Source organism: Ramlibacter lithotrophicus (assembly GCF_012184415.1).
GTDB lineage: Bacteria > Pseudomonadota > Gammaproteobacteria > Burkholderiales > Burkholderiaceae_C > Ramlibacter > Ramlibacter lithotrophicus.
In genome coordinates this window covers 106,656-132,204 of record NZ_VTOX01000010.1, presented here as the reverse complement: position 1 = coordinate 132,204, position 25,549 = coordinate 106,656, and the positions used below count along the sequence as shown (strand labels likewise).

The 25,549-nt window shown below is 70.1% G+C and carries 24 protein-coding genes and 1 pseudogene; 11 read left to right on the top strand and 14 right to left on the bottom strand.

All coding sequences use genetic code 11. The features are described from left to right. Positions 1–55 precede the first annotated feature (55 nt). Positions 56–928: a DMT family transporter gene (locus RAMLITH_RS21680; protein WP_168109527.1), complete on the top strand. Its 873-nt coding sequence runs from the start codon at positions 56–58 to the stop codon at positions 926–928. Between the two features lie 37 nt (positions 929–965). Here RAMLITH_RS21680 and RAMLITH_RS21675 read toward each other — a convergent pair whose 3' ends face one another. The 4 genes from RAMLITH_RS21675 to RAMLITH_RS21660 all read right to left on the bottom strand — a co-directional run bounded on the left by RAMLITH_RS21675 (position 966) and on the right by RAMLITH_RS21660 (position 5,051). After that, positions 966–1,325, bottom strand: a complete 360-nt coding sequence (locus RAMLITH_RS21675; protein WP_168109526.1) for a GIY-YIG nuclease family protein — start codon at positions 1,323–1,325, stop codon at positions 966–968. Next, positions 1,322–1,909, bottom strand: a complete 588-nt coding sequence (locus RAMLITH_RS21670) for a DUF2239 family protein (protein ID WP_168109525.1) — start codon at positions 1,907–1,909, stop codon at positions 1,322–1,324. Before RAMLITH_RS21670 ends, RAMLITH_RS21675 begins: the two co-directional genes overlap by 4 nt. Before the next feature lie 63 nt (positions 1,910–1,972). Then, positions 1,973–3,328: an alpha/beta hydrolase family protein gene (locus RAMLITH_RS21665; RefSeq protein WP_168109524.1), complete on the bottom strand. Its 1,356-nt coding sequence runs from the start codon at positions 3,326–3,328 to the stop codon at positions 1,973–1,975. A gap of 205 nt (positions 3,329–3,533) precedes the next feature. Next, on the bottom strand, positions 3,534–5,051 hold the full coding sequence (locus RAMLITH_RS21660) for a protein adenylyltransferase SelO (protein WP_168109523.1): 1,518 nt from the start codon (positions 5,049–5,051) through the stop codon (positions 3,534–3,536). A 120-nt stretch (positions 5,052–5,171) separates the two neighbouring features. On the opposite strand from RAMLITH_RS21660, the gene RAMLITH_RS21655 reads away from it, so the two are divergent. The 4 genes and pseudogenes from RAMLITH_RS21655 (at position 5,172) to RAMLITH_RS21640 (ending at position 8,617) form a co-directional block, all read left to right on the top strand. Continuing rightward, positions 5,172–5,873, top strand: a complete 702-nt coding sequence (locus tag RAMLITH_RS21655; protein WP_168109522.1) for a lipoyl protein ligase domain-containing protein — start codon at positions 5,172–5,174, stop codon at positions 5,871–5,873. Positions 5,874–5,926: 53 nt separating this feature from the next. Continuing rightward, positions 5,927–6,964 carry a sensor histidine kinase gene (locus RAMLITH_RS21650; protein ID WP_168109521.1) on the top strand — a complete coding sequence of 346 codons (1,038 nt, stop codon included), beginning with the start codon at positions 5,927–5,929 and terminating at the stop codon, positions 6,962–6,964. A gap of 155 nt (positions 6,965–7,119) precedes the next feature. After that, a complete protein-coding gene (locus RAMLITH_RS21645; RefSeq protein WP_168109520.1) occupies positions 7,120–7,491 on the top strand; it encodes a general secretion pathway protein GspK in 372 nt (123 codons plus the stop codon). A gap of 34 nt (positions 7,492–7,525) precedes the next feature. Next, a pseudogene (locus RAMLITH_RS21640) lies at positions 7,526–8,617 on the top strand (M14 family metallopeptidase). A gap of 22 nt (positions 8,618–8,639) precedes the next feature. On the opposite strand, the gene RAMLITH_RS21635 reads toward RAMLITH_RS21640, so the two are convergent. Continuing rightward, positions 8,640–8,888 (bottom strand): hypothetical protein, encoded by a 249-nt coding sequence (locus RAMLITH_RS21635; RefSeq protein WP_168109519.1) that lies wholly within the window; start codon positions 8,886–8,888, stop codon positions 8,640–8,642. Between the two features lie 21 nt (positions 8,889–8,909). After that, on the bottom strand, positions 8,910–9,353 hold the full coding sequence (locus RAMLITH_RS21630; RefSeq protein ID WP_168109518.1) for a hemerythrin domain-containing protein: 444 nt from the start codon (positions 9,351–9,353) through the stop codon (positions 8,910–8,912). A 162-nt stretch (positions 9,354–9,515) separates the two neighbouring features. Between RAMLITH_RS21630 and RAMLITH_RS21625 the strand changes: the two genes are divergently transcribed. Then, positions 9,516–10,229 carry an aldolase gene (locus RAMLITH_RS21625; protein ID WP_168109517.1) on the top strand — a complete coding sequence of 238 codons (714 nt, stop codon included), beginning with the start codon at positions 9,516–9,518 and terminating at the stop codon, positions 10,227–10,229. Positions 10,230–10,290: 61 nt separating this feature from the next. Here the strand turns inward: RAMLITH_RS21625 and RAMLITH_RS21620 are convergent, their stop codons facing one another. After that, complete coding sequence (locus RAMLITH_RS21620) at positions 10,291–10,515, bottom strand: DUF3606 domain-containing protein (RefSeq protein WP_168109516.1); 225 nt, start codon at positions 10,513–10,515, stop codon at positions 10,291–10,293. Positions 10,516–10,729: 214 nt separating this feature from the next. On the opposite strand from RAMLITH_RS21620, the gene RAMLITH_RS21615 reads away from it, so the two are divergent. Together RAMLITH_RS21615 and RAMLITH_RS21610 are read left to right on the top strand one after the other, a co-directional pair. After that, positions 10,730–11,257 (top strand): adenine phosphoribosyltransferase, encoded by a 528-nt coding sequence (locus RAMLITH_RS21615; RefSeq protein ID WP_168109515.1) that lies wholly within the window; start codon positions 10,730–10,732, stop codon positions 11,255–11,257. 10 nt (positions 11,258–11,267) lie between these two features. Then, positions 11,268–12,305 (top strand): Rossmann-fold NAD(P)-binding domain-containing protein, encoded by a 1,038-nt coding sequence (locus RAMLITH_RS21610; RefSeq protein WP_168109514.1) that lies wholly within the window; start codon positions 11,268–11,270, stop codon positions 12,303–12,305. A 62-nt stretch (positions 12,306–12,367) separates the two neighbouring features. Here RAMLITH_RS21610 and RAMLITH_RS21605 read toward each other — a convergent pair whose 3' ends face one another. Beyond that, on the bottom strand, positions 12,368–13,531 hold the full coding sequence (locus RAMLITH_RS21605) for a mandelate racemase/muconate lactonizing enzyme family protein (protein WP_168109513.1): 1,164 nt from the start codon (positions 13,529–13,531) through the stop codon (positions 12,368–12,370). A 23-nt stretch (positions 13,532–13,554) separates the two neighbouring features. After that, complete coding sequence (locus tag RAMLITH_RS21600) at positions 13,555–14,532, bottom strand: Bug family tripartite tricarboxylate transporter substrate binding protein (protein ID WP_337786190.1); 978 nt, start codon at positions 14,530–14,532, stop codon at positions 13,555–13,557. 112 nt (positions 14,533–14,644) lie between these two features. Here RAMLITH_RS21600 and RAMLITH_RS21595 point away from each other — a divergent pair, with 112 nt between their 5' ends. Next, on the top strand, positions 14,645–15,571 hold the full coding sequence (locus RAMLITH_RS21595; protein WP_168109511.1) for a LysR family transcriptional regulator: 927 nt from the start codon (positions 14,645–14,647) through the stop codon (positions 15,569–15,571). 7 nt (positions 15,572–15,578) lie between these two features. On the opposite strand, the gene RAMLITH_RS21590 is transcribed toward RAMLITH_RS21595, so the two are convergent. After that, entirely contained in the window at positions 15,579–15,998 is a 420-nt protein-coding gene (locus tag RAMLITH_RS21590) for an Lrp/AsnC family transcriptional regulator (protein WP_202883316.1), read from the bottom strand. A 177-nt stretch (positions 15,999–16,175) separates the two neighbouring features. On the opposite strand from RAMLITH_RS21590, the gene RAMLITH_RS21585 reads away from it, so the two are divergent. Continuing rightward, on the top strand, positions 16,176–17,630 hold the full coding sequence (locus tag RAMLITH_RS21585) for an FAD-dependent oxidoreductase (protein ID WP_168109509.1): 1,455 nt from the start codon (positions 16,176–16,178) through the stop codon (positions 17,628–17,630). A gap of 97 nt (positions 17,631–17,727) precedes the next feature. Beyond that, positions 17,728–18,411, top strand: coding sequence for an SRPBCC family protein (locus tag RAMLITH_RS21580; RefSeq protein WP_238344316.1), 684 nt, complete (start codon positions 17,728–17,730; stop codon positions 18,409–18,411). Positions 18,412–18,486: 75 nt separating this feature from the next. On the opposite strand, the gene RAMLITH_RS21575 is transcribed toward RAMLITH_RS21580, so the two are convergent. From RAMLITH_RS21575 to RAMLITH_RS21560, 4 genes are all read right to left on the bottom strand, one after another. After that, entirely contained in the window at positions 18,487–20,577 is a 2,091-nt protein-coding gene (locus tag RAMLITH_RS21575) for a S8 family serine peptidase (RefSeq protein ID WP_168109508.1), read from the bottom strand. 104 nt (positions 20,578–20,681) lie between these two features. After that, positions 20,682–21,755 (bottom strand): 2-oxoacid:ferredoxin oxidoreductase subunit beta, encoded by a 1,074-nt coding sequence (locus tag RAMLITH_RS21570; RefSeq protein ID WP_168109507.1) that lies wholly within the window; start codon positions 21,753–21,755, stop codon positions 20,682–20,684. Continuing rightward, positions 21,748–23,604 (bottom strand): 2-oxoacid:acceptor oxidoreductase subunit alpha, encoded by a 1,857-nt coding sequence (locus tag RAMLITH_RS21565; RefSeq protein ID WP_168109506.1) that lies wholly within the window; start codon positions 23,602–23,604, stop codon positions 21,748–21,750. Before RAMLITH_RS21565 ends, RAMLITH_RS21570 begins: the two co-directional genes overlap by 8 nt. Positions 23,605–23,648: 44 nt before the next feature. Beyond that, positions 23,649–25,187 (bottom strand): hypothetical protein, encoded by a 1,539-nt coding sequence (locus tag RAMLITH_RS21560; protein WP_168109505.1) that lies wholly within the window; start codon positions 25,185–25,187, stop codon positions 23,649–23,651. Between the last annotated feature and the right edge of the window lie 362 nt (positions 25,188–25,549).

Genomic DNA, 25,549 nt, shown 5'->3' with positions numbered 1-25,549 from the left:
CGGCGGCGCACCGGCGCGGGTCCCGCGCCGCGCCGCGGGTAAGATCGCGCCTCGCATGACCCCACACGCAGCCGCCGCGCTGCATGCCGCCAATCGCCGCGGCGTGCTCGCCATCTCCGCCGGCATGGCCAGTTTCGTCGTCAACGACACGCTCGTGAAGTACGTGAGCGAGACCTTGCCGGCGTCCCAGTTGATCTTCCTGCGCGGGCTGATGGCCTCCGCGCTGCTGCTGGTCGTCGCCCACTTCATGGGCGCGACGCGTCGGCTGGCGGACCTGGCCGACCGGCGCGTCCTGGGGCGGGCAGGACTCGACACCCTGGGGACGGTCGCGTACCTGCTCTCCCTGTTCCACATTCCGCTGGCCAACGCGCTGGCCATCAACATGGCCACGCCATTGGTGATCACGCTGCTGGCGGTGCTCGTGTTCCGCGAGCAGGTGAATGCCGGCCGCTGGCTGGCGCTGGCCGTCGGCTTCACCGGCGTGCTGCTGGTGGTGCAGCCGCGCGGCAGCGAGTTCAGCGGCTACGCGCTGCTGTGCCTGGCGGGCACGCTGTTCCATGCGAGCCGCGATTTCGCGACGCGGTTCATCGACCACACGATCCCGTCGCTGCTGATCACGCTGAGCACCGCCGTCGCCGTGACGCTGTTCACCGGCGCGTGGAGCCTGTTCGACCAGTGGGCGCCGGTCACGCCCGCGCAACTGGGACTGCTGGCCGCCGCGAGCGTGTTCCTCAGCGGCGGGTATTTCTTCCTCACCGTCGCCATGCGCGCCGGGGAAATGAGCCTGATCGCACCGTTCCGCTACAGCGGCCTGCTGTTCGGGATCGTCCTCGGCTACGTCGTGTGGGGGCACATCCCCAACGCACCGGCGTGGGCCGGCATCGCCCTGCTGCTGGGTGCGGGGCTGTGGGTGATGCGGGCGCGCTGATGTTCACCTTCGAGGCGGGCGTGCAGGGCCGCCAGGCTCATCGCGCCGCTCCTGCGCACAGCTCGTCGCGGTACAGCTGCTCCAGCACGCGCAGTTCGCCCGCATGGTCGAACGCCGGATCGGTTCGTTGCTTCACGAGCTCCAGCACTTCGAACGAGAAGCGCGCGGCGTCCTGCCGCCACGCAGCCTGCAGTTCTCTGTCCGGGTGGGTGCCGAGGCGCAGTTCGAACTGGATCCGGCCCAGCCGCGCGTGGACGTCACGGGCGCAGCCCACGCGGACGAGGCCGCTGGCGCGGTCGCGTACGGCGTAGACGCCCATCGGCGGGAAGGCGTCGCGCGCCTGGCGCGAGAGCGTGCGGCGCCGGGTCGCGTCCGGCTGGTGGATGGCTGCGGTCATTGGGCAGTCCCCGCGGTCGCTTCGTGGTCCGGGTCGGCGAGCCGAAGCAGGTGCTCGCGAATGTCGGCCGGCCACCGTCCGGTGTGCCCGCGGAATGCCTCGAGGTCGGCGGCGAACAAGGCACGCGCCGCTTCCTCGAAACCGGCCCGGTCGCCGGCGATCGCGACCATCACCTTGTAGCTGCGCTCCTGTGCGCGGCGCAGGCGCTCGCGCGCCGAGCCGGCCCGGCGCGCCTCCTGCACCAGCCGGCGCAGCACGACGGAGGCTCCGCCCGGCTGAGATGCGAGCCAGTCCCACTGGTCGGGCAGCAGCGTGACCTCGCGCGCCACCACGCCCAGGCGGGGACGTCCGCGGCCGCGCGGGGCCGCCGGCTGCGGCTCGGCCCGGTAGCGGGCGCGCACTTGTGCTTCGTCGCCGCGCAGGTCCAGGTCCACCTGGCTGCCGGTCGCGTCGCTGAAGGCGAGCAGGGGCCCGGAGCGATCGCCCGCCCGCACGGCGGCCACCGCGACGTCCTCCAGCGGTCCCGAAGCAAGGCGGCGCGCGCCCGAGAACACCGTGTAGCTGTGGGCGGGGTCGTATTCCATGCCTGGAATATTACCCGGATTAAATTGTCGGCGTCAATATCACCCGGGTAAAAATAGGCCCGCTCACTCCAGCGAACACTGGTTGGCCAGGTCGCTGCCGGCGCGGGCAACGCTCTTGCTGCCGGGCGGTTGCCGCTTGCCTGTGCTCTCCACCCAGCGCTCCAGCGCCAGGAAGGCTTCGCGGTAGCACGGCGCGATCGGGCGCAGGCGGTCGGGAAACAGGTCGTAGAGCTGGTCCACGTGATTGCCGCCCTCCACGACGTAGTAGCGGTGCAGGTGGCCGCGCCCGGCCTTGCCGACCAGCGCTGCGTAGTTGTCCGAGTTGGTGGCGATCGGCAGCAGCGCATCGAGCGTGCCGTGCAGCGTCAGCATCGGCTTGCCGATGCGGCCGGTGAGGGAGATCCTCGACACCGCGTCGCGGACCGCCTGCGGGCGATCGGCGTACCGGTAGTCGGCATCGCAGTACGGCGTGCCCGGCTGGCAGAAGGCGACGCCGCCGTTCAGCGTGCCGTCGTAGGTCGGGTCCATTTCCTCGCGGTAGGTGCGCTGCGTCAGGTCCCAGTAGACCGAGTAGTGGTGCTCCCACAGGAACTCCGAGCCGCGCGCATAGCCGGCGGCGATCATCTGCTCGTACGCGTTGGCGTCGCCCGTCGCCCGCCACGCGGGATACCAGCGCAGTGCCGGCGGCAGCGAGGTGAAGATGTTGGGCCCTTCGGGGCGCCAGGAGACGCCTTCCCAGTCGACGCCGCCGTCGTAGAGGTCTGGCCGGTTTTCCAGGGCGTGGCGGGTCAGGTAGCCGCCGTTGGACAGGCCCGTCATGTACGTGTAGGTCGGTCCGGCGCCGTAGCGTTGCCGCACCACTTCCTTGGCGGCGACCGTGAGTTCGCTGACGCGCTGGTGCCACTCGGCGATCGCGTCGCCGGGCGCGACCCCGTCGTTCTGGAAGCTGGTGCCGTTGTTGCCCTTGTCGGTCGACGCATAGGCATAGCCGCGGGCGACGAACCAGTCGGACAGCAGATAGTCGTTTGCATATTGCCGGCGCACGCCGGGTGCGCCGGTGATCACCAGCTTGCCGTTCCAGTTGTCGGGAAGGCGGATGACGAACTGCGAATCGTGGAACCAGCCGAAGTAGCCGTTGCTCGTCGACGTGTCCGGGAAGTAGCCGTCGATCTGGATGCCGGGAACGGCGCCGGGCGGGTTGCGCGTGGCCTGCGAATGCAGGGCGCCCCAGTCGCTCGCGTCCGTGCGGTTCACGGCGACCAGGTACTTCGTCGTAAGGTCCGCCAGGCAGATCTTGTCCTGCTTCTCGGCGCCGGGTACCTGGAGGGCGCCGATGTTCGCGCACGTCGGCGACGGGACCTGTGCGTGCGCGGCGCCGGCGGCCAGTGCGAGGATCGTGGCTGCGATTCGCAGGTTCATGCGGTTCTCCTGTATCGCGGCCTTTATAGGAGAGCGAAGGGCATCGCCGGCACGGCGCGCCGGGAATCCGTCACGGTGGCGCGACCGGAGGCGCAGGATGCGCGCGCGGCCTACGCCGCCGATCAACGGCGGCCTACAGCGGCGGCCTACAGCGGCGGCCCGCGATGGTGCGCGGCTGCGCGGTCGGCCCGGGCGCCGGTGCCGCTCAGGTTCCGCAGAAAGTCCGGTAGCACGCCGTGACGGCGGCCGGGGCCGGCTCGGCATAGGCGGCGTCCTCGGGCCGCTCCTCGAACGGACGGCGCAGCGCGGCCAGCAGGCGTTCGAACGGGCCGAGGTCGCCACGTTCGGAGGCCGCCTCCAGCGCTTCCTCCACGCGGTGGTTGCGCGGAATGATCCAGGGGTTGGCGCGGCGCATGACGGCGGCGCGCATCGCGGGCGGCAGCGCATCCTCGGCCGTCCACCTCGCGCGCCAGCGGGCCAGCCATTCCTGCAGCGGCTCGTCCTGCGCGAACAGCGCCAGCAGGGGCGCATCGTTGCCTTCGGCCGCGTCGGCCAGCCGCCGCCACCCGAGCGTGAAGTCGACGCCTTGCGCCTGCAGCAGCGCGAGCCACTCGTTGGCCAGCGCACTGTCGGCCGCTTCCCTCGCCCCCTCGCCGTCCCCCAGGCCCAGCTTGACGCGCTGGCCGCGCAGCAGGGCGGCCTGGTAGTGGCCGGGGAAGGCCTCGAGCACCGCCGTGGCCTGGGTCACCGCCTCGGCGGTCGCGCGCGCGTCGTCGCCGCTCGCCATCAGCGGCAACAAGGCCTCGGCCAGCCGGGCCAGGTTCCACTGGGCGATCGCCGGCTGGTTGGCATAGGCGTAGCGGCCGTTCTGGTCGATCGAGCTGAACACGGCCTGCGGGTCATAGCTTTCCATGAACGCGCAGGGGCCGTAGTCGATGGTCTCGCCCGAGATCGTCATGTTGTCGGTGTTCATCACGCCGTGGATGAAACCGGCGTTCATCCACTGCGCCACCAGCATCGCCTGGCGTTGGCTGACGCGCTCCAGCAGCGCGAGGTAGCGCCCGGTCGCGCCGTCAAGGTCCGGATCGTGGCGGCGGATCGCGTAGTCGGCGAGCTGGCGCAGCTTGTCGACCTCGCCGCGCGCCGCGAAGAACTGGAAGGTGCCCACCCGCAGGTGGCTGGCCGCCACCCGTGCCAGCACGGCACCCGGCAGTTCCCTGTCGCGCCAGACCGGCTCGCCGGTGGCGGCTACGGCCAGGGCGCGCGTGGTCGGAATGCCCAGCGCGTGCATCCCTTCGCCGACCAGGACCTCGCGCAACATCGGGCCCACGGCGGCCTTGCCATCGCCGCCGCGCGAAAAAGGCGTGCGGCCGGACCCCTTGAAGGCGATGTCGCGGCGCCGGCCCTGGCGGTCCAGGACCTCGCCCAGCAGCAGGGCGCGCCCGTCGCCGAGCTGCGGCGAGAAACCGCCGAACTGGTGGCCGGCATACGCCTGGGCGAGCGGATCGGCGCCTTCGGGAACCGCGTTGCCGGCGAAGATCGCCGCACCGGCGTCGCTCAGCAGGGCGGCACGGTCCAGGCCCAGTTCGTCGGCCAGCGGCTCGTTGAGGAACAACAGCTTCGCCGCCGGCGCCGGTGCCGGTTTCCAGGGCAGGTACAGACCGGGAAGCTCGCGGGCATAGGTGTTGTCGAAGCGGAACAAGGGCTTGCCGGCGGTGTGCATGGCCGCAGTCTGCCAAAGTGCGGGCGGCGGCGCTGTCGGCCGGCGCCATGACCTCGTTCGCCGCGCGACGGTGGGCGCTGCCCAGGCCAGGCGGCGAGCGCAGCAGCGATGATCGGGGCCATGAACCGGATCGAACCGGAGTTCCTCGTGTCGGCGCAAGCCGAGCAGGAGTGGATCGCCCGCTGCCTCGCAGCCGGCCTCGAGCAGCCGCGCCTGGCCCTGGTGCATTACGAAGCGCCTGCCGTCATCTACGGGCGCAGCAGCACGCCCGCCGCCCCGGCCCTCGAGCGCGCGCGCGAGGCGGGCTGCAGCGTCCTGCAGCGGCCGAGCGGTGGCGGGGCGGTCCTCGCCGGCCCGTGGATGCTGGGCGCCGCGCTGCTGGTGCCGGCGGCCTCGCCGCTCGCCGCCGCCGGGATCGTGGGAGCCTTTCGTCAGTTCGGCGCCGCATGGGCCCGGGCGCTCGAATCCCTGGGCTTCGCCTGCAGTGAGGCCGGGCCGGCCGAGGCGGCCGTGCAGAACCGGCTGGCGGTGGAACTCGGCGTCAACTGGGTCTGTTTCTCCGGCCTCTCGCACGGCGAGCTCGTGGACGACGGCGGGCGCAAGGTGCTGGGCCTGGCTCAGTGGCGCGGGAAGTGGGGCGTGCTCCTGAGCGCGGGGCTGCTGCTGCGGCCGGTGCCCTGGGACCTGCTCGGGTGGGTTCACCTGGGGTCCGCGTCGTGGAGCCTGGGATACCCGACCTCTGGCGGGATCGACGTGGATCCCGGCGCGCTCGGACCTGAGCTGGCACGTGCGCTGTGGGCGGCCTCGGGCGCGCCCGGGTAAGAAAGTGTGACGAGGCCGGCTTGCTCCACAATGGCTGGTCCGTTCCGCATCCCATGCACACTGCCGCCTTCCGACGACTGGCCTTCGGCAGCAAACGACTGGTTCGCCTGTTTCCGGCGCTTGGCGCCGGCACCTATCTCGCGCTCGGCACGCTGTGGATCTGGCTCTCGGACCGCGTCGGGGAACGGGTGTTTGCCACCGTCGGAAGCCTCACCGCGTACCAGACGTGGAAGGGCGTGGGTTTCGTGGTCGTGTCGGCGGCCGTCGTCTACCTGCTCCTGTACCTGGCGAACCGGGCCCTGGCGCGGGATCTCGCCGCCCGGACGGCCGCACGGCGCCAGCTCGAAGCGGCGAACCAGGAGCTCGATGCACGGGTGCAGGAGCGCACGCGGGCGCTGGAATCCGCCAATCGCGCGCTGCAGATGTTCACCCATGCGGTGGCACACGACCTCTCGTCGCCGGCCGGCCGGCTGCAGGGGTTCGCCCAGGCGCTTGGCCATGCCGTGAGCGCGGGCGACTACGACAAGGTGACGCACTATGCCGCGCGGATCGACGCCAATGCGCGGCTGATGCAGCAGATCATCGACGGCCTCCTGCAGTTGTCGCGCGCCGAGCGGATGGGACTGGAGCGGGTCCCCGTCGACTGCGACGCCCTGGTGCGCGAGCTGCTCCAGGAGTTGCAGGTGGCGCCCGCCGTGCGGATCGAACTGGCGCCGCTGGGGATCGTCCAGGCCGACAGCGCCGGATTGCGCCAGGTGTGGACCAACCTGCTATCCAACGCGCTCAAGTATTCGGCGCATGCGCCCGCACCGGTCGTTCGCATTGCCGCCGCCGACCTGGCGGGCGAGCGCGTCTTCAGCGTCGCCGACAACGGCATCGGCTTCGGCCCGGAAGAGGGCCAGCGCCTGTTCGACCTGTTCACGCGCCTGCCTTCGGCCCGGGCGTTCCCCGGTTCCGGGGTCGGGCTCATGATCGTCAAGCGGACCATCGAGCGCCAGGGCGGGCGCGTCTGGGCCGAAGGCGCGCCCGGACGTGGCGCGACCTTTTGGTTCTCGCTGCCCGCCGCCCGGCCCGCCTGCCTGGATGAATGAACAGGGCCGCCGCAGCGCGCTGTTGACCTGCATCGAAAAATTGTCACGGGCCGGCGACGGGCGCCGCGGCTCCTGCTCTAATGTGCTTGCCGGCCCGCGCACAAGGCGGGCCGCGCGACCTGCGTAGCAACCATCGAAACTCAGGAGCATCTCCAATGAAGATCGAGGTCATCGGGCACGTGCAGAACAGCTCCATCCCGGCGGGCTTTCCCGTCTGCACGGAGCTCACCCCCTCCAACGTCGGCAACATGAGCGCGCGCATCCTGGCCGTGATGAGCGCCACGCCGCAAGCTTCCAGCAGCGATATCCGCAGCCTGATCGCGGCACGCTTCGAGAAGCGCTACGAAAACCTGGAAGACTTCGCCGGCAAGCTGCAGTTCCTGGTCGGTACCGGCCACCTGCAGGAAGAGGAAGGGATGTTCGCCGTCACCGAGAAAGGCGCTTCCCTGGTGACCTGGATCAACTCGGCCCGGCCGCAGATGCTCGAACGCTCGACGTCCGCCAACGCCGGCGACGTGCCGCACTGAGCGCCGCCGCGCGCGGGCGGCCCGGGGCGCCGCCGTGACGTCGCGCATCGATTGCTTTTCGCGCAGCTACGGCGAGGCGCGCTCCAGGTTCCTGGAGGCGGCGACCCGCCGCGGGCTGCAGGTGGGCTCGCACGTACTGCCGCGGCCAGGCGCCGACGGCGAGACGCTGGCGATGGATCTCGCCGTGCTGGGGCCCGCCGCCGCGCAAGCGCTGCTGATCGTGTCCAGCGGCTGCCATGGCATCGAAGGCTACGCTGGCTCGGGAGCGCAGGTCGCGCTGCTGCTCGACAATGAACTCGAAGCGGCTGCCCGCGAGCGCGGCGTCGCGGTGCTGTTCATCCACGCGCTCAATCCGCACGGATTCTCCTGGGGCAGCCGCGTGACCGAGGACAACGTCGACCTCAATCGCAACTTCATCGACTTTTCGCGGACGCGGCCGGTCAATCCGGACTACGAGCGGATCGCGCCGCTGCTCGTCCCCCGCCAGTGGCCTCCTCCCGCGATGAACACCTTGCGCCTCGCCGCTTTCGTCGCCCGCTATGGAATGCGCGCGCTGCAGGCCGCGGTGTCGGGCGGGCAGTACGTGGATCCGGACGGCCTTTTCTTCGGCGGCCACGCGCCGACATGGAGCAACCTGGCGCTGCGCCGCGCGCTGCGCGAGTTCGGCGCGGGGCGCGCGCGCATCGCCTGGATCGACGTGCACACCGGACTCGGCCGCCGCGGCGGCAGCGAGCGCATCCTCGCGGCACGGCACGACGCAGCGACCGTGGCGCGAGCCCGGGCGTGGTGGGGCAGCGCGGTCACCTCGACGCAGGACGACACTTCGTTGTCGCCCGCACTGCACGGGCAGATGTGATCCGCCGTCTACGACGAATGCCCGCAGGCGCAGTACACCGGCGTCGCGGTGGAACTCGGGACCGCGCCGCGGCTGCAGGTGTTGCAGGCGCTGCGCGCGGACCTGTGGCTCGCCCGGCACCCGGACGCGCCGTCGTCGCTGCGGCGCTCGATCAAGCAGCGGATGCGGCGCGCGTTCCACGTCGAAACCGACGGCTGGAAGCGCCATGCCGTCGGCGAAACGAGCAGTGCCGTGCGGGCGGCGCTGGACGGGCTGGCCGGCGCGCCGTGAGCAGGGACGCCCGGGCCTTCCCCTATTTCGGGCGCGAGCCCATCTTCCCCTGCAGCACCGCAACCAGGTGCTGCTTGGCCTCCTCGAGCTGCGCCTTGTCGGCGTCGTGCACCTTGCGGAAGAACGCCGCGCACTCGGGCGAGCTGGCCGCCTCGGCGTCCTTGATGTACTGGTCGTAGGCGAGCAACGCCTGCGCCTTGTTCTGCATGAGGGTGATCCAGTCGTAAGCGAGATCGCTCAGCGGGTGCGGATCGGAAGCTCTTTCCTGCATGGCGGTATTCCTTCGACTTCGTTACGCCGGCTGGCCGGCCATCAGCTCGCTCTTGCGGGCTTCGAGCTGCCGCGCCAGGCCCATGAGGTCCAGCCCCTGGGTCTTGCGCGCCTTCGGGAACATCTTTTCCCGTTCGTCGTTGACGTGGTGCAGGATCGCGTCTTCGAGTTCCAGCATCAGCTTGGCGTTGGCCGGCTCGGCGTCCAGCTTCGCGATGAGCTCGCGCGCCTCCCGGTGTTCGCGCTCGCCCTCCTGCAACAGCTTGTCGTCGCCGGTCGCCCGGCCGAACGCCGGATAGAAGATCTCTTCCTCGACCTGCATGTGCACGAGCAGTTCCTGGCTGATCTGCCGCGCCAGCAGCTTCTGCCGCGAGGCGTCGTGGGCGGCCTTGTACTGCTCGAAGAGCCGCATCACCTCGTTGTGGTCCTCGTCGAGCAAGGTGCATGCGTCGTCGTATTGCGCCATCGTGTTCTCCTGGAGTGATTGATTGCGCCAACGGTACGCCGGGCCGGCGTGCGGCAGGGCTCCGCCCGGTCGGCGCCGTGTGTAGTCGGCGGCCTACGGAAGGGCACCGTCGCGCTTGGCGGCGGTCGAGCGGGGCGGGTCCCGCCGGTATATCGTCCGCCAATGCAAGAGTTCGACTCATCCGATGTGGCCCGGCTGCGTACCGGACTGGCGGTCGCCCTGCGCGCCGCCGCGCACCATGGCCTGGCCGAGGGCGTCTGCAACCACTTCAGCATCGAGCTGCCCGACGCATCCGGGCGCTTCCTGCTCAATCCGCGCGGCTTGCTGTGGAGCGAGGTGCAGGCCGACGACGTCGTGATGGTCGACGCGCAGGGGCGGCAACTCGCGGGCCGCCATCCGGTGGAGCCGACGGCGATGTTCATCCACGCGGCCGTCCACCGCCTGTGCCGCCAGGCCTGCGTCCTGCACACGCACATGCCGTATGCCACCGCGCTGGCGCTGACCGGTCAAGGCGCGCTCGACACGACGCTGTCGCAGAACGCGATGCGGTTCCACGAACGCGTGGCGGTCGATCGCACCTACAACGGTCTCGCGCTCGACTCCGGCGAGGGCGAGCGCATAGCGAGGGCGATGCAGGGCCGGGACGTGGCGTTCCTCGGCAACCACGGCGTGATCGTGTGCGGCGCCCGCATCGACCACGCGTACGACGACCTGTACTACCTGGAGCGCGCCTGCACCCACGAAGTGCTGGCCCGATCCACCGGCCTGCCGCTGCGCCAGGCCGATCCGGCGCTCGCGCGCCGTGTCTGCGAGCAGACCATGGGCGAGCGCCTGCAGTCCGAGCTGTTCTTCGAGGCGCTGGCGCGCACCGTCTGAGCCGCGAGGCGCGGGGCGCCGGAAGCCATGCCTGGCCCGCGGCCGGCGCGGCCGCGCGCCTTCAGGAAGGCCGCTCCTGACGCGGCGCCTTTTCCACCTTCTCGTCGTTGGTCGTGGCGCGGGAGCCCTTGAGGTGCATTTCCACGTCGCTGGCGTTGTCGCCCACGGCCCCCACGGCCTCGCGCAGCTGCTCGTGGGTGATGTTCAGCTTGCGGACCCACTGCTCGCACCTGGCCTTGTCGTTCAGGTCGATCCGGTCGGGCTTGTCGCGGCTGGCTTCGTTCATGAGGCTCTCCTTGTCAAAAGCGTCCAGCGAGCATAGGGAGGCGGCGCGACCGGGGGTGTAGGCCGAGCCCTCATTCGCGCCGGGCGAGGGCAGCCCGAGTGCGCAAGTGGCTGGGGGCCGCACTCGGCTATCCGGAGGCGGCGGCGCGAGTGAGCTTATGCTGGGAGGCTGCTCGAGAAGCGCCGCCGGCGGCGGCCAGACCTTTGCCCCAGTCATGACCATCAAGTCGCGCATTCGCACCATCCCGCACTATCCCAGGCAGGGAGTGATGTTCCGGGACATCACCACGCTCCTCAAGGACCCGGTCGGGTTCCGGGTCACCATCAACGAGTTCGTGCATCGTTACACGGGCGTGAGGATCGACAGGATCGCCGCGATCGAGTCGCGCGGCTTCATCATCGGCGCGGCGCTCGCGTACCAGCTCGGTCTGGGTTTCGTGCCGATCCGCAAGAAGGGCAAGCTGCCAGGCCCCACGAAAGGCCACGACTACGAGCTCGAATACGGGACCGACCGCATCGAGATCCACCTCGACGCCATCGACAAGGGGGACCGGGTCCTGCTGGTGGACGACCTGATCGCCACGGGCGGAACCGCCGAAGCCGCAGTGGCGCTGATCGAGTCCATGGGCGGCTCCATCGTCGAATGCTGCTTCGTGATCGATCTGCCGGAGCTCGGCGGCCGGCAGCGGCTCGAGGCGCGCGGCCAGAAGGTGTTCGCCTTGTGCGATTTCGAAGGCGCCTGAGACTCGGGTGATGCGAATCCTCATACTCGGCGGCGCCGGCCTCACCGGCCCGCACCAGGTCCGGTACGCGCTGGCGCGGGGCCATTCGGTCACCCTGTTCAACCGCGGCCGCACGCCCCTGCCGCCGGACCTGGCCGGCGTCGAGCAACTGCAGGGAGACCGGGCGGCGGGCGACCTGTCGGCGCTGGAGGGACGCACCTGGGACGTCTGCATCGACAACCCGACGACGCTGCCCGCCTGGGCGCGCGACGCGACGCAGCGGCTCGCCGGCAAGGTCGGGCGCTACATCTTCGTGTCGACGATCTCGGTCTATGCCGACCTGGGCCGGCCAGTCGCCGAGGACGACCCGCTGTCGCCGTATGCCGGATCCGATCCGTACGCCGAAACCATGGACTCGCTGCGCGCCTCCGGCTTCGAGCTGTACGGCCCGCTCAAGGCCGCGTCGGAGCGCGAGGTGCAGCGGCGCTTTCCCGCCGCGGCGGCGATCGTGCGTCCCGGCCTGATCGTCGGTCCCGGCGATGCGAGCGACCGCTTCACGTACTGGCCCGTGCGCGTGCGCCGCGGCGGCGAAGTGCTGGCGCCGGGCTCGCCCCACGACCCGGTGCAGGTGATCGACGCGCGCGACCTGGGCGAGTGGATCGTCCGCCTGGCGGAGCAGGGCGCGGCCGGCGTGTTCAACGCCACCGGGCCGCACCCGGGGCTCTCGTTCGGCGCGCTACTGGAGACCTGCCGCGACGCGATCGGCGCGGACGCGACGTTCACCTGGGTGCCGGCGGAATTCCTGGCGGCCCAGCAGGTCGCCGAATGGACCGACCTGCCGGCCTGGGTGCCGGCGGACGGCGCCATGGCGGGCATGATGCGCGCCGACATCGGCCGCGCGCTGGGCGCCGGACTCACGTTCCGGCCGCTGGCTCAGACCGTGCGCGACACACTGGCCTGGTTCGACGGGCTTCCGGCGGAGCGCCGCGCCGCATTGCGCGCCGGCCTCGCCCCGCAGCGCGAGCAGGCCGTGCTGGCCGCGTGGAAGGCGGCGCAGGCGGCGCGCTAAGCCTGCGAGGGGGAATTTCTCCCTCCCCCTCTGGGGGAGGGCAGGGCGGGGGCTCTCGCCGCTTACTGGTCGACCACGAACCCGTCGAAGTGCGGCCGCATGGAGATCGGCTTGACCAGCGGCGGCCGGATCTTCTGCGCGTCGGGCAGCACGTTCATGCCCAGGCCGGGGCCCGAGGGAATGTCCACGAAGCCGTTGTCGGGCAGCGGCACCTTGTCGACCACGTTGCTGCCCAGGTGTTCGGGCCGCGACTCGAAGATGCCGGCCTCGAAGCCGGTGGCGTATTCCTGGATCGCGAAGTTGGGGATCGCGGCGGCCAGCTGCAGGCAGGCGGCCAGGCCGATCGGAGAGAGCGGGTTGTGCGGCACCACCTGGACGTGGTGCGCCTCGGCAATGGCGGCCACCTTCTTCGCGCCGGTGATGCCGCCGCACAGGCACAGGTCGACCCGCGCGAACTCGACGCCGCCGCGCGCCATCAGGGTCTGGAACTCGTAGATGTTGGCGAAGCGCTCGCCGGTGGCGATCGGAATGCCGATCTTCTCGGCCACCCGCGCCATTCCGTCCGGGCCTTCAGGGCGGATCGGGTCCTCGATGAACATCGGATGCGTGTCCTCGATGCCGCGCGCGAACGTGATCGCCTCGGCCGGCGTGAGCCGGCGGTGGATCTCGATCAGCAGGTCCACCCGGTCGCCCACCACCTCGCGCATGCGGCGGGTGTTGTCGATCGCGTCGCGCATCTTCTTGATGTGCGTCTTGAAATAGACCTTGTCGTTGCCTTCGTCCAGGAATGGGTTGAGGTGGCCAAAGGCGTTGAAGCCGGCCTCCATCTTGGCCTGGCATTCGACCAGCATCTTCTCGATGCTGTGCTCGTAGATGTGGCCGTAGATGCGCGCCCTGGTCCGCGCCGCGCCGCCGAGCAGCTCGTAGATCGGCACGTTCAGGGCCTTGCCCTTGATGTCCCACAGCGCGATGTCGATCGCCGAGATCGCGGCGTTCTCCGCCAGCCCGGTGAAGTAGCTGAAGCGGTGCATCACGTTCCAGTGATGCTCGATCGCGAAGGCTTCCTTGCCTTCGAGGTACTCGGCGAAGCGCCGGATGCAGGCCCCGGCCGCCTCGATGTGGCCCCAGGTTCCGGCCTCGCCGTAGCCGACGATGCCCTCGTCGGTGGTCACCCGGGCGTACATGAACTGCCCCACGTGCAGGGGCTCGATTTTCGTGATCTTCATCTTCTCTTTCGCGAACGGTGGTGTCAGTCCACCTTGATCTGCGCCTTCTGGATCAGGGCGCCCCAGCGCTGCGCTTCGGTCTCGAGGTGGCGCGTCGCTTCGGCCGGCGTCATGGACACCGGCTCGGCGCCCGCGGCCAGCAGCTTCTCGCGCACGTCGGGCCGCTTGATCATCTTCTGCACCTCGGCATGCAGGTAGCCGACGACCTCGGGCGACGTGCCTTTCGGCGCCGCCAGGCCGAACCAGTTGGCGATGCGGAACTCGGGGAAGCCCGCTTCGGCAGCCGTGGGCACGTTGGGCAGCGACGACAGGCGCTTCGTGTGCGCGACGGCCAGCGGACGCATGCGGCCCGAAGCCATCTGCGCCGCGACCGTCGGCGCGGCGGTGATCAGCACTTCCACCTGCCCGCCCAGCAGGTCCTGCACCGCGGGGCCGGAGCCCTTGTAGGCCACGTGGGTCATCTCGATGCCGGCCACGCTCTTGAGCAGTTCACCGGCGATGTGCGGGCCGCTGCCGGCGCCGCCGGAGGCGAAGTTCAATTTGCCGGGCTGCGCCTTGGCCAGGGCCACCAGTTCGCGCAGGTTCTTCGCCGGGACGTTGGAATTGACGACCAGCACGTACGGCGCCTCGGCAAAGACGGTGACCGGCGCCAGGTCCCTGATCGGGTCGAACGGCAGCTTGGGAAAGAGCGACGGCACGATCGTCTGCGTCATCTCGTTGGCCAGCAGCGTGTAGCCGTCCGGCGCCGCCTTGGCGACGTGGCCGGTCGCGATGGTGGTGCTGCCGCCGCCCTTGTTCTCGACGATGAAGGTCTTGCCGGTGGCGGTGCTCAGCGACTGCGCCGCCATGCGGGCGACGATGTCCGTGGTGCCGCCGGGGGCGTACCCGACCACCAGGGTGACCGGTTTGGACGGATAGGCCTGGGCGTGAGCCAGGAGCGGCAGCGCGGCCAGCGCGAGCATGAGGCCGCGGCGCGACAGGAATTTGGGCGAACGGTTCACTGGTGTCTCCTCGTGGGCAGGCTGCAGCCCGCAGCCCGTCGGAAAACTGTACGTCTCCATCCGGCTGAATAATTGCGTCCGCCCTGACATCATTCTTCAACTGGATTTCACAATGACAGCGATCGCCAACGCCTCCGCGGAGATGGCCTTCTTCCATGTCCTGATCCGCTGCGGCAGCCTGTCGGCCGCCGCCCGTGAACTGGGGCTCACGACGCCGGCGGTGAGCCGGCGCCTGGCACTCCTCGAATCGCGCCTGGGCGTGCAATTGCTCAATCGCACGACCCGGCGCATCGGGCTGACGCCGGAAGGGGAGGAGTACCTCACCGAGGCCAAGCGCATCCTGGCCGACATCGACGACCTGGAGCAGCACCTGAGCCGCTCGACGGGGCAGCCGCGTGGCCTGCTGCGGGTGAACGCGACGCTGGGCTTCGGGCGCAGCCATGTGGCGCCGGTGATCTCGAAATTCTGCAAGGCGTATCCGCAGGTGCAGGTGCAGTTCCACCTGTCGGTGACGCCGCCGCCGCTGTCCGAGGACGAGTTCGACGTCTGCGTGCGCTTCGGCGAACCGCCCGACGCGCGCATCATCGCGCGCAAGGTGGCCGCCAACCGGAGGCTGCTCTGCGCCGCGCCGGCCTACCTCGCGCGGCACGGCACCCCGCGCACCCCGGCCGACCTCGGGCGCCACAACTGCATCAGCATCCACCACGGCGACGAGGCGTACGGGTTGTGGCGGCTGACCTCGGGGCGCCGCAGCGAGGCGGTCAAGGTCACCGGCTCGCTCAGCACCAACGACGGCGACATCGCGGTGGCGTGGGCGCTGGACGGCCACGGCATCCTGATGCGCGCGGAGTGGGACATCGCCAAGTACCTGCGCAGCGGGCGGCTGCGCCCGGTGCTGGAGAACTACGCAACGCCGCCGGCGGACATCTATGCGGTCTATCCGCAGCGGCACCAGAAGTCGCGCCGCGTCACCGCGTTCGTGGACATGTTGTGCGCGGCACTGGATTCGGCGGCGCGCCGGAACGCGGCGCCATCCTGACCCCGCGTCAGTGCCGGTCGAACTTCGTCGACAGCACGATCGCGCTCTGCGTGCCCTCGACGCCGTCGATCGAGCCGATCGCGTCGAGCACGACATCGATTTCGCCGGTGGTCTCCGCCTCGATCAGCGCCATGTAGTCGAAGATGCCGCTGATGGCGAACACGGCACGCACCTGGGAGATGGCGTGCAGCGCCTGCACCACGGCTTCGCCGCGCTTCGGGTCCGCCCGGAGCAGCGCGTGGACCTTCATGCGACCGCGCAGCGCGTCTTCGCTGAGGCGCACGGTGTAGCCGGCCACGATGCCGGCCTTCTCCAGGCGCTTGAGCCGCTCCACCACCGTCATGCGGGCGACCTGGAGCGCCCGGGCGAGGGCGGCCGTGGGCGTGCGGGCGTCCTCGCGCAGCAGGGCGAGGAGCCTGCGGTCCATGTCGTCAAGCTGGAAAACGCGCTGCATGGGTTGCCTCTGACGTACGTCAAACAAACGAATCGGTCTGGGAGGAATTCGATCGAATCGACGGCTCCTTACGTCGATTCGCAAGAATTTTCCCGGCGGATCGTCATTTTGCAGCTTTACTCTGGCAGGCAAGCTTTCTAGAGTGCGGCAATGCGCGCGGCCGGAGTTCGCGGCACCGCCAGCGGCCCGCCGCGCGGAATCAGGCATGAACCAACCCATCGACTGCAGCTGCTGCCGCAGAAACGCAACAGGAGACATTTCGTGAAGGTCATCGTCATCGGCGGGGGCTGGTCCGGCTGCGCGGCGGCCGTCTCGGCCGCGCGGCAAGGCGCCCAGGTCACGCTGCTCGAACGCACCGACGCGCTGCTGGGCACCGGCCTGGTCGGCGGCATCTTCCGCAACAACGGCCGCTTCACGGCCACCGAGGAGATGATCGCCATGGGCGGCGGCGAGATGTTCCACGCCATGGACGCCTGCGCCTTGCACCGCGACATCGAGTTTCCGGGGCACAGGCACGCGTCGCTATACAACATCTCCACCATCGAGCCGCAGGTGCAGCGCGCGCTGGCCGCCGCCGGCGTCGACGTGCGCTACCAGGTCCGCATCACCGACGTGGAACTGGACGGCCGCCGCATCGTGGCCGTGAGGACGAAGAAGAACGAAGGCGACCTGCGCTTCGAGGCGGACGCGTTCGTCGAGACCACCGGCACGGCCGGCGTCCCCAACATCTGCACCAGGCACGGCAACGGCTGCGCCATGTGCATCCTGCGCTGCCACACTTTCGGCATCCGGGTTGGCGTCGCCGCGCGCTGCGGCGTCAAGGAGATCGACGGCCACAAGCTGGACCAGTTCGGCGCCATGAGCGGCTCGTGCAAGTTGCACAAGGAGTCGCTGGCGCCGGAGATCGCCGAGCAGCTCAATCGCACGGGCGTGGTCGTCGTGCCGATCCCGAGGACGGGCGACGCCGGCAGCGAGAAGCTCGAGATCAAGGCCTGCCAGCAGTACGCGCTGCCCGAGTACCAGGAGAACATCGTCCTGCTCAACACCGGCCATGCCAAGCTGATGACGCCTTACTTCCCGCAGGGCGAACTGCGCAAGGTGCCAGGCTTCGAGAACGCGCGTTTCGAGGATCCGTATGCGGGGGGCGTCGGCAATTCGATCCGCTTTCTCGGCATGGCGCCGCGCGACGATGCGCTCAAGGTGGACGGCGTCGACAACCTGTTCTGCGCCGGCGAGAAGGCCGGCCTGCTGGTGGGCCACACCGAAGCCGTGGTCACCGGCGTGCTCGCCGGCCACAACGCCGCCCGCCGGGCCGCAGGCGAGCCGCCGCTGGTCCTGCCTGGAACGCTGGCGATCGGCGACGCGATCTCGCACGTGCGCGAGCAGATGCAGACCGAGAAAGGCCTGGGCCTGAAGTTCACTTTCTCCGGCTCGGTGTACTTCGAGCGGATGAAGGAGCGCGGCTCGTACAGCATCGATGTCGCCGCCATCCGCCAACGGGTCGAAGCCGCCGGCCTCACTGGGGTGTTTGCCCGGGGGCGGCAGCCACGTCGCGCCACGCGCCGCGGGCCGCGGAAGCGGTGGCCTGACCAGCCGCAGGGCTGAGCTTCACGTTTCACTCTGTTGCCCCGCATGGGCCGGCCGCTGGTGATGATCGGTGGTCCACGGCAGTCCGCCGTTCATGTCCAGACAAGGGGAACTCATGCAAAGACAGGAAACAGGAACCATCGCCGCCGCGGCCGCGCTTGCCGCCGGCGGAACGCTGCTGCTGGCCAGGCAGTTGCACGCGCGGCAGCCGGCGCAGCCCGTGCTGCTGATGGAGCATGCGGTCGACCACGCGCGCCGGCCGGGTGCGCTCGCGACCGTTGCCGCGCTGGCGATCGGCGGCATGTTGCTGACGGCGAAGATCCGCAAGGCCAATGGCCACGCCGGGTCGACCACCCACGATTCGATCGAGGTCGAGGTGCCCGTCAGCACGGCCTACAACCAGTGGACGCAGTTCGAGGAATTCCCGCGCTTCATGGCCAGCGTGCAGGAGGTGCGGCAGGTCGACGACACGCACCTGCACTGGCGCGCCGTCGTGGCCGGCAAGGAAAAGGAATGGGACGCCGAGATCACCGAGCAGGTGCCTGACCAGCGCATCGCGTGGCGCAGCACCGGCGGCGTGCGCAACTCGGGGGCGGTCACCTTCGAGCCGATCGGCGCGAACCGCACGCGCGTGCGGCTGCAGGTGGACTACGACCCGGAAACCGCCGGGGAGAAGGTCGGCGCGGCGCTGGGCGGGGTGAAGCTCACCACCCGCGGCAACCTGCAGCGGTTCAAGGAACTGATCGAGCGCCGCGGCGTCGAGACCGGCGCCTGGCGCGGGACGGTGACGCAGCACTGACGTGCCAGCCGATGGCAGTCGCACGTGCGGCTGCCGCGTCGTCGGCGCGCCGGAGCACGTCCGGGGTCGCGCCGGTCACTGCGGCTTGGTGACGGTCACGGTCGCGGGGTTTGGGTGGTTCCTCGCCGCGTCGTAGCTCAGCGTGCCCGTGATGTTCGTGACGGTGAACGTGGCCGACGTCTTGCGTTTGGGGATGGTTCCGCTGGTCACCTCGCACTGGCTCTGGCCGGAGAAGGCCACGCAGGAGGAGTTGCCGGCGTAGCCGCCGCTCCAGGTGCCGCTGACGGTGGCCCCGGCCGTGAAGGGCAGGTCGCCGGCAGCTTGCAGCGTGTGCAGGGTCACCATGACCTTGGCATTCCACCCCGTCTTGTTGCCCGTGCTGCTGGGGGCGAGTCCGCCGACATGCACCGGCGCAGCGGTGCCGGGGCTGGTGCTGGCGCCGACCGGGCCGGTCGACAGGTCGAGCTGGAAGCTGCCGCCCTTGCCCTGGTTGCCGCTGTCGCCGGCCGGGTACACCTGGATCGTGTACGTGCCGGCCACGGTCGGCATCGCATGGACCGTTTCCTGGCGTCCCATGGCGCCGCACTCGTTGCCGGCCAGGCAGGTGCTTTCCGCGAGCACGACGCCGTTGGGGTCGACCAGCCTGGCCTCGAGGTCGGGATCCCATTGGGCCGAGAAGCAGATCCCGAACAGGAGCATGGAGCACTTGACCTGGCCGTCGATCGTGATGGTGGCGCCGATCGGGGTGGCGAGGTCCGCCGGGCCCAGGGTGAAGGCATTGCTCCACAGCCCGTAGTTGCCGACGGTGCCGACCACCCGCCGGTACGCGGGGAAGGCGGTCGGTGTGTATCCCGTGACGCCGCTGGCGGCCGCAACGAAGGCGTACGCGTCCAGCAGCCCGGCGCCCCAGTCGTTGTCCTTGCCGGCCGGGCCGCGCTCCTGGGCCGTGGACTCGATCAGCTGCTTCACCTGCGACGGCGTCATCGAGCGTGCCTGCAAGGCCAGCGCGATGGTGCCGGCCACGAACGGCGTCGCCATCGAGGTGCCGCTGTACGTCGCGTAGAGGTTGCCGGTGCCGGCCTTGGCGGCCGTGATGCTGTGGCCCGGGGCACACACGTCCGGCTTGACGGCGCCGCCGAGCGTCGGCCCGCGGCTGGAAAACGGCGTCAGGTAGATGCCCTCGGAGTGGTTCGGTGCCGTCGCGGGCGCCGAGCGGTCGGCGCAGGCGCCCACGGTGATCGCCTGCGCGGCCGCGCCCGGCGCGCCTATCGTCCCCGGCTGGTCGCCCGAGTTGCCGGCGGCGACCACCACGATCCGGCCGTAGCCGGTCACGGCGGCATCCGCAGCCAGGCTCAACGCGTCGCTGCCGTCCGAAGGCGCCGTGGTGCCGAGGCTCATGGAAATGATGTGCGCCCCTTGCTCCACGCACCACTCGATGCCGGCAATCACCTGGGACTCGGTGCCGCCGCCGGACGCGTCGAGCACCTTGGCCGCGAGGATCGTGACGCCGGGCGCCACGCCGCGGTAGCGTTCCGCGCCGGTGCTTCCCGTGCCGTCGCCGAAGGCCGTCGACGCCACGTGTGTGCCGTGGCCCTGGTCGTCGTACGCCGTGCCGCCGGCGACGCCGGTGATCGCGTCGAAGAACGGGATGGCCGCGCGGTTCAACTGGTCGTGGTTCGGGTCCACGCCGGTATCGACGATGCACCCCCTGATGCCCGCCCCGGTGAGGCCGAAGCTCGCTTGCGCGGCGTCCACCCCGAAGTCGGGTCGCGCCGCGTCCATCTGCGTGCGGACCTCCGCGTCCTCCTCGACCCGGAACACGCCGACCTGCTGCGCCAGGGCCCGGATCTGCGCCGCCGTCATGGTCCCGGCGAAGCCATGGATGAGCCTGAACTCCCGGTGCAAGGCGAACGGGCCGACCGCCTGCCGGGCCGCAGCGGCACTGCCGGGCACGCGCGCGGTGACCACGACGCGGAACAGGTCGCCGGGCCGAGCGGCGCCAATCGCCTCCTGCAGGCCGTCGGAAATCCCGTTGCCATCGCGATCGGCCAGGCGGGCCGCACCCCGGCCTGGCGGCAGCGGTGACGGGTCGGGCAGCGAGGCCGCGGAAGCGGGCGGCGCCGCCAGCACCAGCGACAGGGAGCCGATCACGGCGAGACGACGCATTTCGGCACCTCCGGCTGGCAGACGAGAGGGCGGACGGTAGCTCTTCGGCCTCGCCGCTTCAATACACCATCCGGTGTATCACGCGCCGGCGCCGGCAGTGCCGGTTACTGCTGTGGCTGGATGTTCCAGGTATCGCCGCCGTGCAGCAGCGCGGCCAGCTCGCCGCGGCCCTTGGCCCGGCGTGCGGCGGCCACCTGGTCGGCGTTGCGCTGCTGGTAGGTCGCTGCCTGGATCGAGCGGAACACGCCCAGCGCCAGCGGCGAATCCTCGCCGCCGAGGTGCGCGAGCAGGCAGGCCAGTGCGCCGTCCCCGGTCGACTCGTCGTGCACCAGCAGGCCGGCTTCGTCGGCGCCGGCTGCGCCGAGCGGCACCGTCTGGGCCTGCAGCCCCTCGAGCCGGAGGCCGCGATCGCGGGCCGTGCCGTACACCAGCGGCTGGCCGTGTTCCAGCAGCACGCGCACGTTGTCGCGCGTCGCCTTGTCGGCCAGCGACTCGTAGGCCCCGTCGTTGAAGACGACGCAGTTCTGCAGCACTTCCACGAAGGCGGATCCCTGGTGCCGGGCCGCGCGGGCCAGCACCGCCTGCAGGTGCGGCAGGTCGCTGTCGGTGGTGCGGGCGACGAAGGTGGCGCCGGCGCCCAGCGCCAGCGCGACCGGGTTGAAGGGGCGGTCGATGCTGCCCAGCGGCGTGCTCTTGGTCTTCTTGCCCTCTTCCGAGGTCGGCGAGTACTGGCCCTTGGTCAGCCCGTAGATCCGGTTGTTGAGCATGATGATCTTCAGGTCCATGTTGCGCCGCATGGCATGGATGAAGTGGTTGCCGCCGATCGCCAGCGCGTCGCCGTCGCCGGTGACGACCCACACCGACAGCTCGGGCCGGGCCAGCTTCAGGCCGCTGGCGATCGCCGGCGCCCGGCCGTGGATGCTGTGCATCCCGTAGGTCTGCATGTAATACGGAAACCGGCTGGAGCAGCCGATCCCGGAGACGAACGCGAAGTTCTCGCGCGGAATGCCCAGCGTCGGCAGCAGCTTCTGCACCTGCGCCAGCACGACGTAGTCGCCGCAGCCCGGGCACCAGCGCACGTCCTGGTCGGATTCGAAGTCCTTCTTGGTCAGCGGGCATCTCGCGGGCGCGCTTTCGGCCGCCGGTGCGGCCAGGCCGCCGTTTTCTTCCCTAAACATTCACTTCCCCCTTCGACAGTTCGACGATCCGGTCGAGAATCTCGGACACCTTGAACGGCTTGCCTTGCACCTTCGACAGCGACTTCACGTCGATCAGGTAGCGCTCGCGCAGCAGCTTCGACAGCTGGCCCAGGTTCAGCTCCGGCGCCAGCACGTTCCGGTAGCGGCGCAGCACTGCCTCCAGGTCCGCCGGCAGCGGATTGACGTGGCGCAGGTGCAGGTGCGCGACCGGGATGCCTTGCGCCCGCGCCTGCTCGCAGGCCTGCGCGATGGCGCCGTAGGTGCTGCCCCAGCCGACCAGCAGCAGGTCGCCGGTGACCGGCCCTTCCGCCTGCAGCGGCGGCAGGCCGGCGGCGATGCCCTCGACCTTGGCGGCACGCACCTCCACCATCTTCTGGTGGTTGAGCGGGTCGTGCGAGATGTCGCCGGTGAGGAAGTGCTTCTCCAGCCCGCCGATGCGGTGCTCCATGCCCGGCGTGCCGGGCACGACCCAGGGCCGGGCGAGGTGCGCGTCGCGCGCGTACGGCTGGAAGCCGGCGGCGTCGGTGCGGTACCTGACGTCGATCGGCGGCAGGTCGGCCACATCGGGGATCAGCCACGGCTCGGCGGCGTTGCCGATGCCGCCATCGGACAGCAGGATCACCGGCGTCATGTACTTCACGGCGATGCGGAATGCCTCGATCGCGCAATCGAAGCAGTCCGCCGGCGAGCGCGCCGCGATCACCGGCACCGGGCACTCGCCGTTGCGCCCGTACACCGCCTGCAGCAGGTCGGACTGCTCGATCTTGGTCGGCAGGCCGGTGGACGGCCCGCCGCGCTGCACGTTCACCACCACCAGCGGCAGTTCCAGCATCACGGCCAGGCCCAGCGCCTCGGTCTTGAGCGCCATGCCGGGTCCGGACGTGGTGGTCAGCCCCAGCGAGCCGCCGTAGGCCGCGCCGATCGCCGAACAGATGCCGGCGATCTCGTCCTCAGCCTGGAAGGTGGTGACGTCGAAGTGCTTGAGCGCCGACAGCTCGTGCAGGATGTCGGTGGCCGGTGTGATCGGGTAGGAGCCGAGGAACAGCGGCGTCGAGGCCAGTTCCGAAGCGGCGACGAAGCCGAGCGCCGCCGCCTGGTTGCCGCTGATGCTGCGGTAGGTGCCGGGGATCGCGGCGGACTCGCGCACCTGGTAGCTCACGGCGAACATCTCGGTCGATTCGGCGTAGGCGAAGCCGGCCTTGAGCGCCAGAATGTTGGCTTCGGCGAGTTCGGGCTTCTTCTCGAACTTCTCGCGGATCTCCCTGACTTCCTCTTCCATCGGCCGGCTGTACAGGCACAGCATGAGGCCCAGCGCGAAATAGTTCTTGCAGCGCCCCACGTCCTTCTTCGACAGACCGGAATTCGCCAGCGCGGCGGCGGTGAGGCCGGAGATGTCGATCCTGTACAGCCGGTACCCGTCGCAACTGCCGTTGTCGAGCGGGTTCGCTTCGTAGCCCGCCTTCTTCAGGTTTGGCCCGGTGAACGCGCCGGTGTTGGCAATGACGGTGCCGCCGCGCTTGAGGTCCGGCAGGTTCGTCCTGAGGGCCGCCGGGTTCATCGCGACCAGCACGTCCGGCGCGTCGCCCGAGGTGAACACCTGGCCCGACGCGTACTGGATCTGGTAGCCCGAGACACCGAACAGCGTGCCGGTCGGCGCGCGGATCTCCGAAGGATAGTCAGGGTGGGTGGTGAAACCGTGCCCCGCCTTGGCGACGGCCATGGAAAAACCGGTGCCGGTCAGCTGCATGCCGTCGCCGGAATCGCCGACGAAGCGGATGACGACGCTGTCGAGTTCTTCGACGGCTCGCGTCCGCGATCCGTGACTCATGAGTTTTCTCCCTGTAATTGATAAAGCTGCGCCTGCTCCTGGCTTCAGAACAGGACCACGGCAAGAAACGTCGATATCGCCAGGCCCGCCAGCACCGGAAGCGTCAACGCGCGCACGGCGTCCTGCACCGGCACGCGGGCGAATCCGGCGACGGCGATCAGCGACGACCAGGCGATCAGCGTGCCGCCGCCGGTCCACACCGCGCCCATCTGGCCGATGGCGGCCAGCGTCGCCGCGTCCACGCCGGAAGCGGGGGCCAGCGCGCCGGAGAGGGCGCCGGTGAGCGGCAGGCCGGAGAAGCCGGAGCCGTCGATGCCGGTGATCATGCCGACCAGCAGGATGCCGTAGGCGACGAAGAACTTGCTGGCCGGAATCCAGTCCTGCGCGTTCCTGACCAGCTCGAACAGGAGCGAAGGCGTCTTGTCGACGGGCAAGCCCAGGATCGCCGCGGCCGTCTCGCTGGAGCCAAGGAAGAAAAAGCCGGCGATCGGCAGCACCGAGCCCATCGCCCGGAACGCGAACACGAAGCCTTCGGTGACGTGGTCGGCGCTGGCTTCGAGCATCCGGCGCGAGCCGTGCATCGCCATGGTCGCGAAGATCATCAGCACGCCGGCCATCCCGCCGATGAGCGATGCGGCATCGCCGCCCTTGATCGTCGGCAGGCCGCTCACGAATTTCGGCAGCACCATCAGCAGCACGACGGCGATGAAGGCTACCGGCGTCAACACCGCAAACAGCTTCGACCAGCGCACCATCGACGGGTCGATGGCGGCAATCTCGCGGCGCACGTCGCCGTTGGTCAGGAGCGGCTCGTCCCGGCTCGTGCCGCGGGCCAGCTCCTCCTTGTGGGCCGTTCCCTGGTGGGGCGTGCCGGGGTCGAGCGCGGGCTGGCGCGATGCCTGCGCCTGCCAGTCGTCCAGCAGGTGCTGGCTGGCCGGCACGAAGCTGCCGCGCAGCGCTGCATAGGCCCAGGCCAGGGCGACCCCGCCGGTGATCAGGGACAGCACCAGCCCGCGGTCGGCGACGACGGAAGCCACTGCGCCGGCGGCCTTGGCGCTGATGCCGGGGGCGACGCCGATGACGTAGTCCGAGGACAAGGCCATGCCCTGGCCGGCCAGCGCGATCACGACGGCGCCGGCCAGCGGCGGCAGGCCCGAGGCGATCGCGGCCGGCAGCAGCACGGCCGCCACCAGCGGCACCGCGGGCGTCGGCCAGAAGAAGATGGACACCGCGTAGGTGACCAGCGCGATCACCAGGTACGAGACGTGCCCGTTCTTCATGACCCCGCGAAACGGCTGCACCATGCGCACGTCGGATCGCAGTTCCTTGAGCGAGTTGAGCAGCGCCGTCATCAGCGCGATCACCAGGAAGATGCTGAACAGCTCCTTGGCCGCGATGAAGCTGGCATTGAAGATGCCGCCCAGGGCCGCGACCGGACTGCCGGTCATGGCGAGAATCACCACGAAGGTCCCCGCGATCGAAGGGACGACGACATTGGCGCGCAAGACCATCGTCAGAACGATGACCCCCACCCCGGCCAGATACATCCAGTGCGCCGGGCTCAGCCCGGTACTCGTTTCCATCATCAATCTCCTGCGCCTCGCGGCAACTCGGGCGATGGCGCCGTCCCCGCGAACGGCGCCGCTGTTCGCAGCTGTCCCGCTGCTGTCATCCCTGGCTCCTGGACACCGGTTGCCGGCAGGCGCGGTATCGTGGTACCGAAATACCTGATCTGGCGACGGCAGAGTGCACCGGCCGGATTCTCCGGACCGGCACGCGCTGCGTCAGCGCCAGAAGCGCCGTGCGTTGACGTACGTCAACCTGCGCCGCGCGTGGCCCCGCGATCGACCCTGCTGACGCAAGGGACTACGGTTCCAGCATGGAACGTGTCCCGCCGGTCGCCATCGCGCTGCGCGGCGCGCGGCGCGCGGCGCGCGGCTCGTGA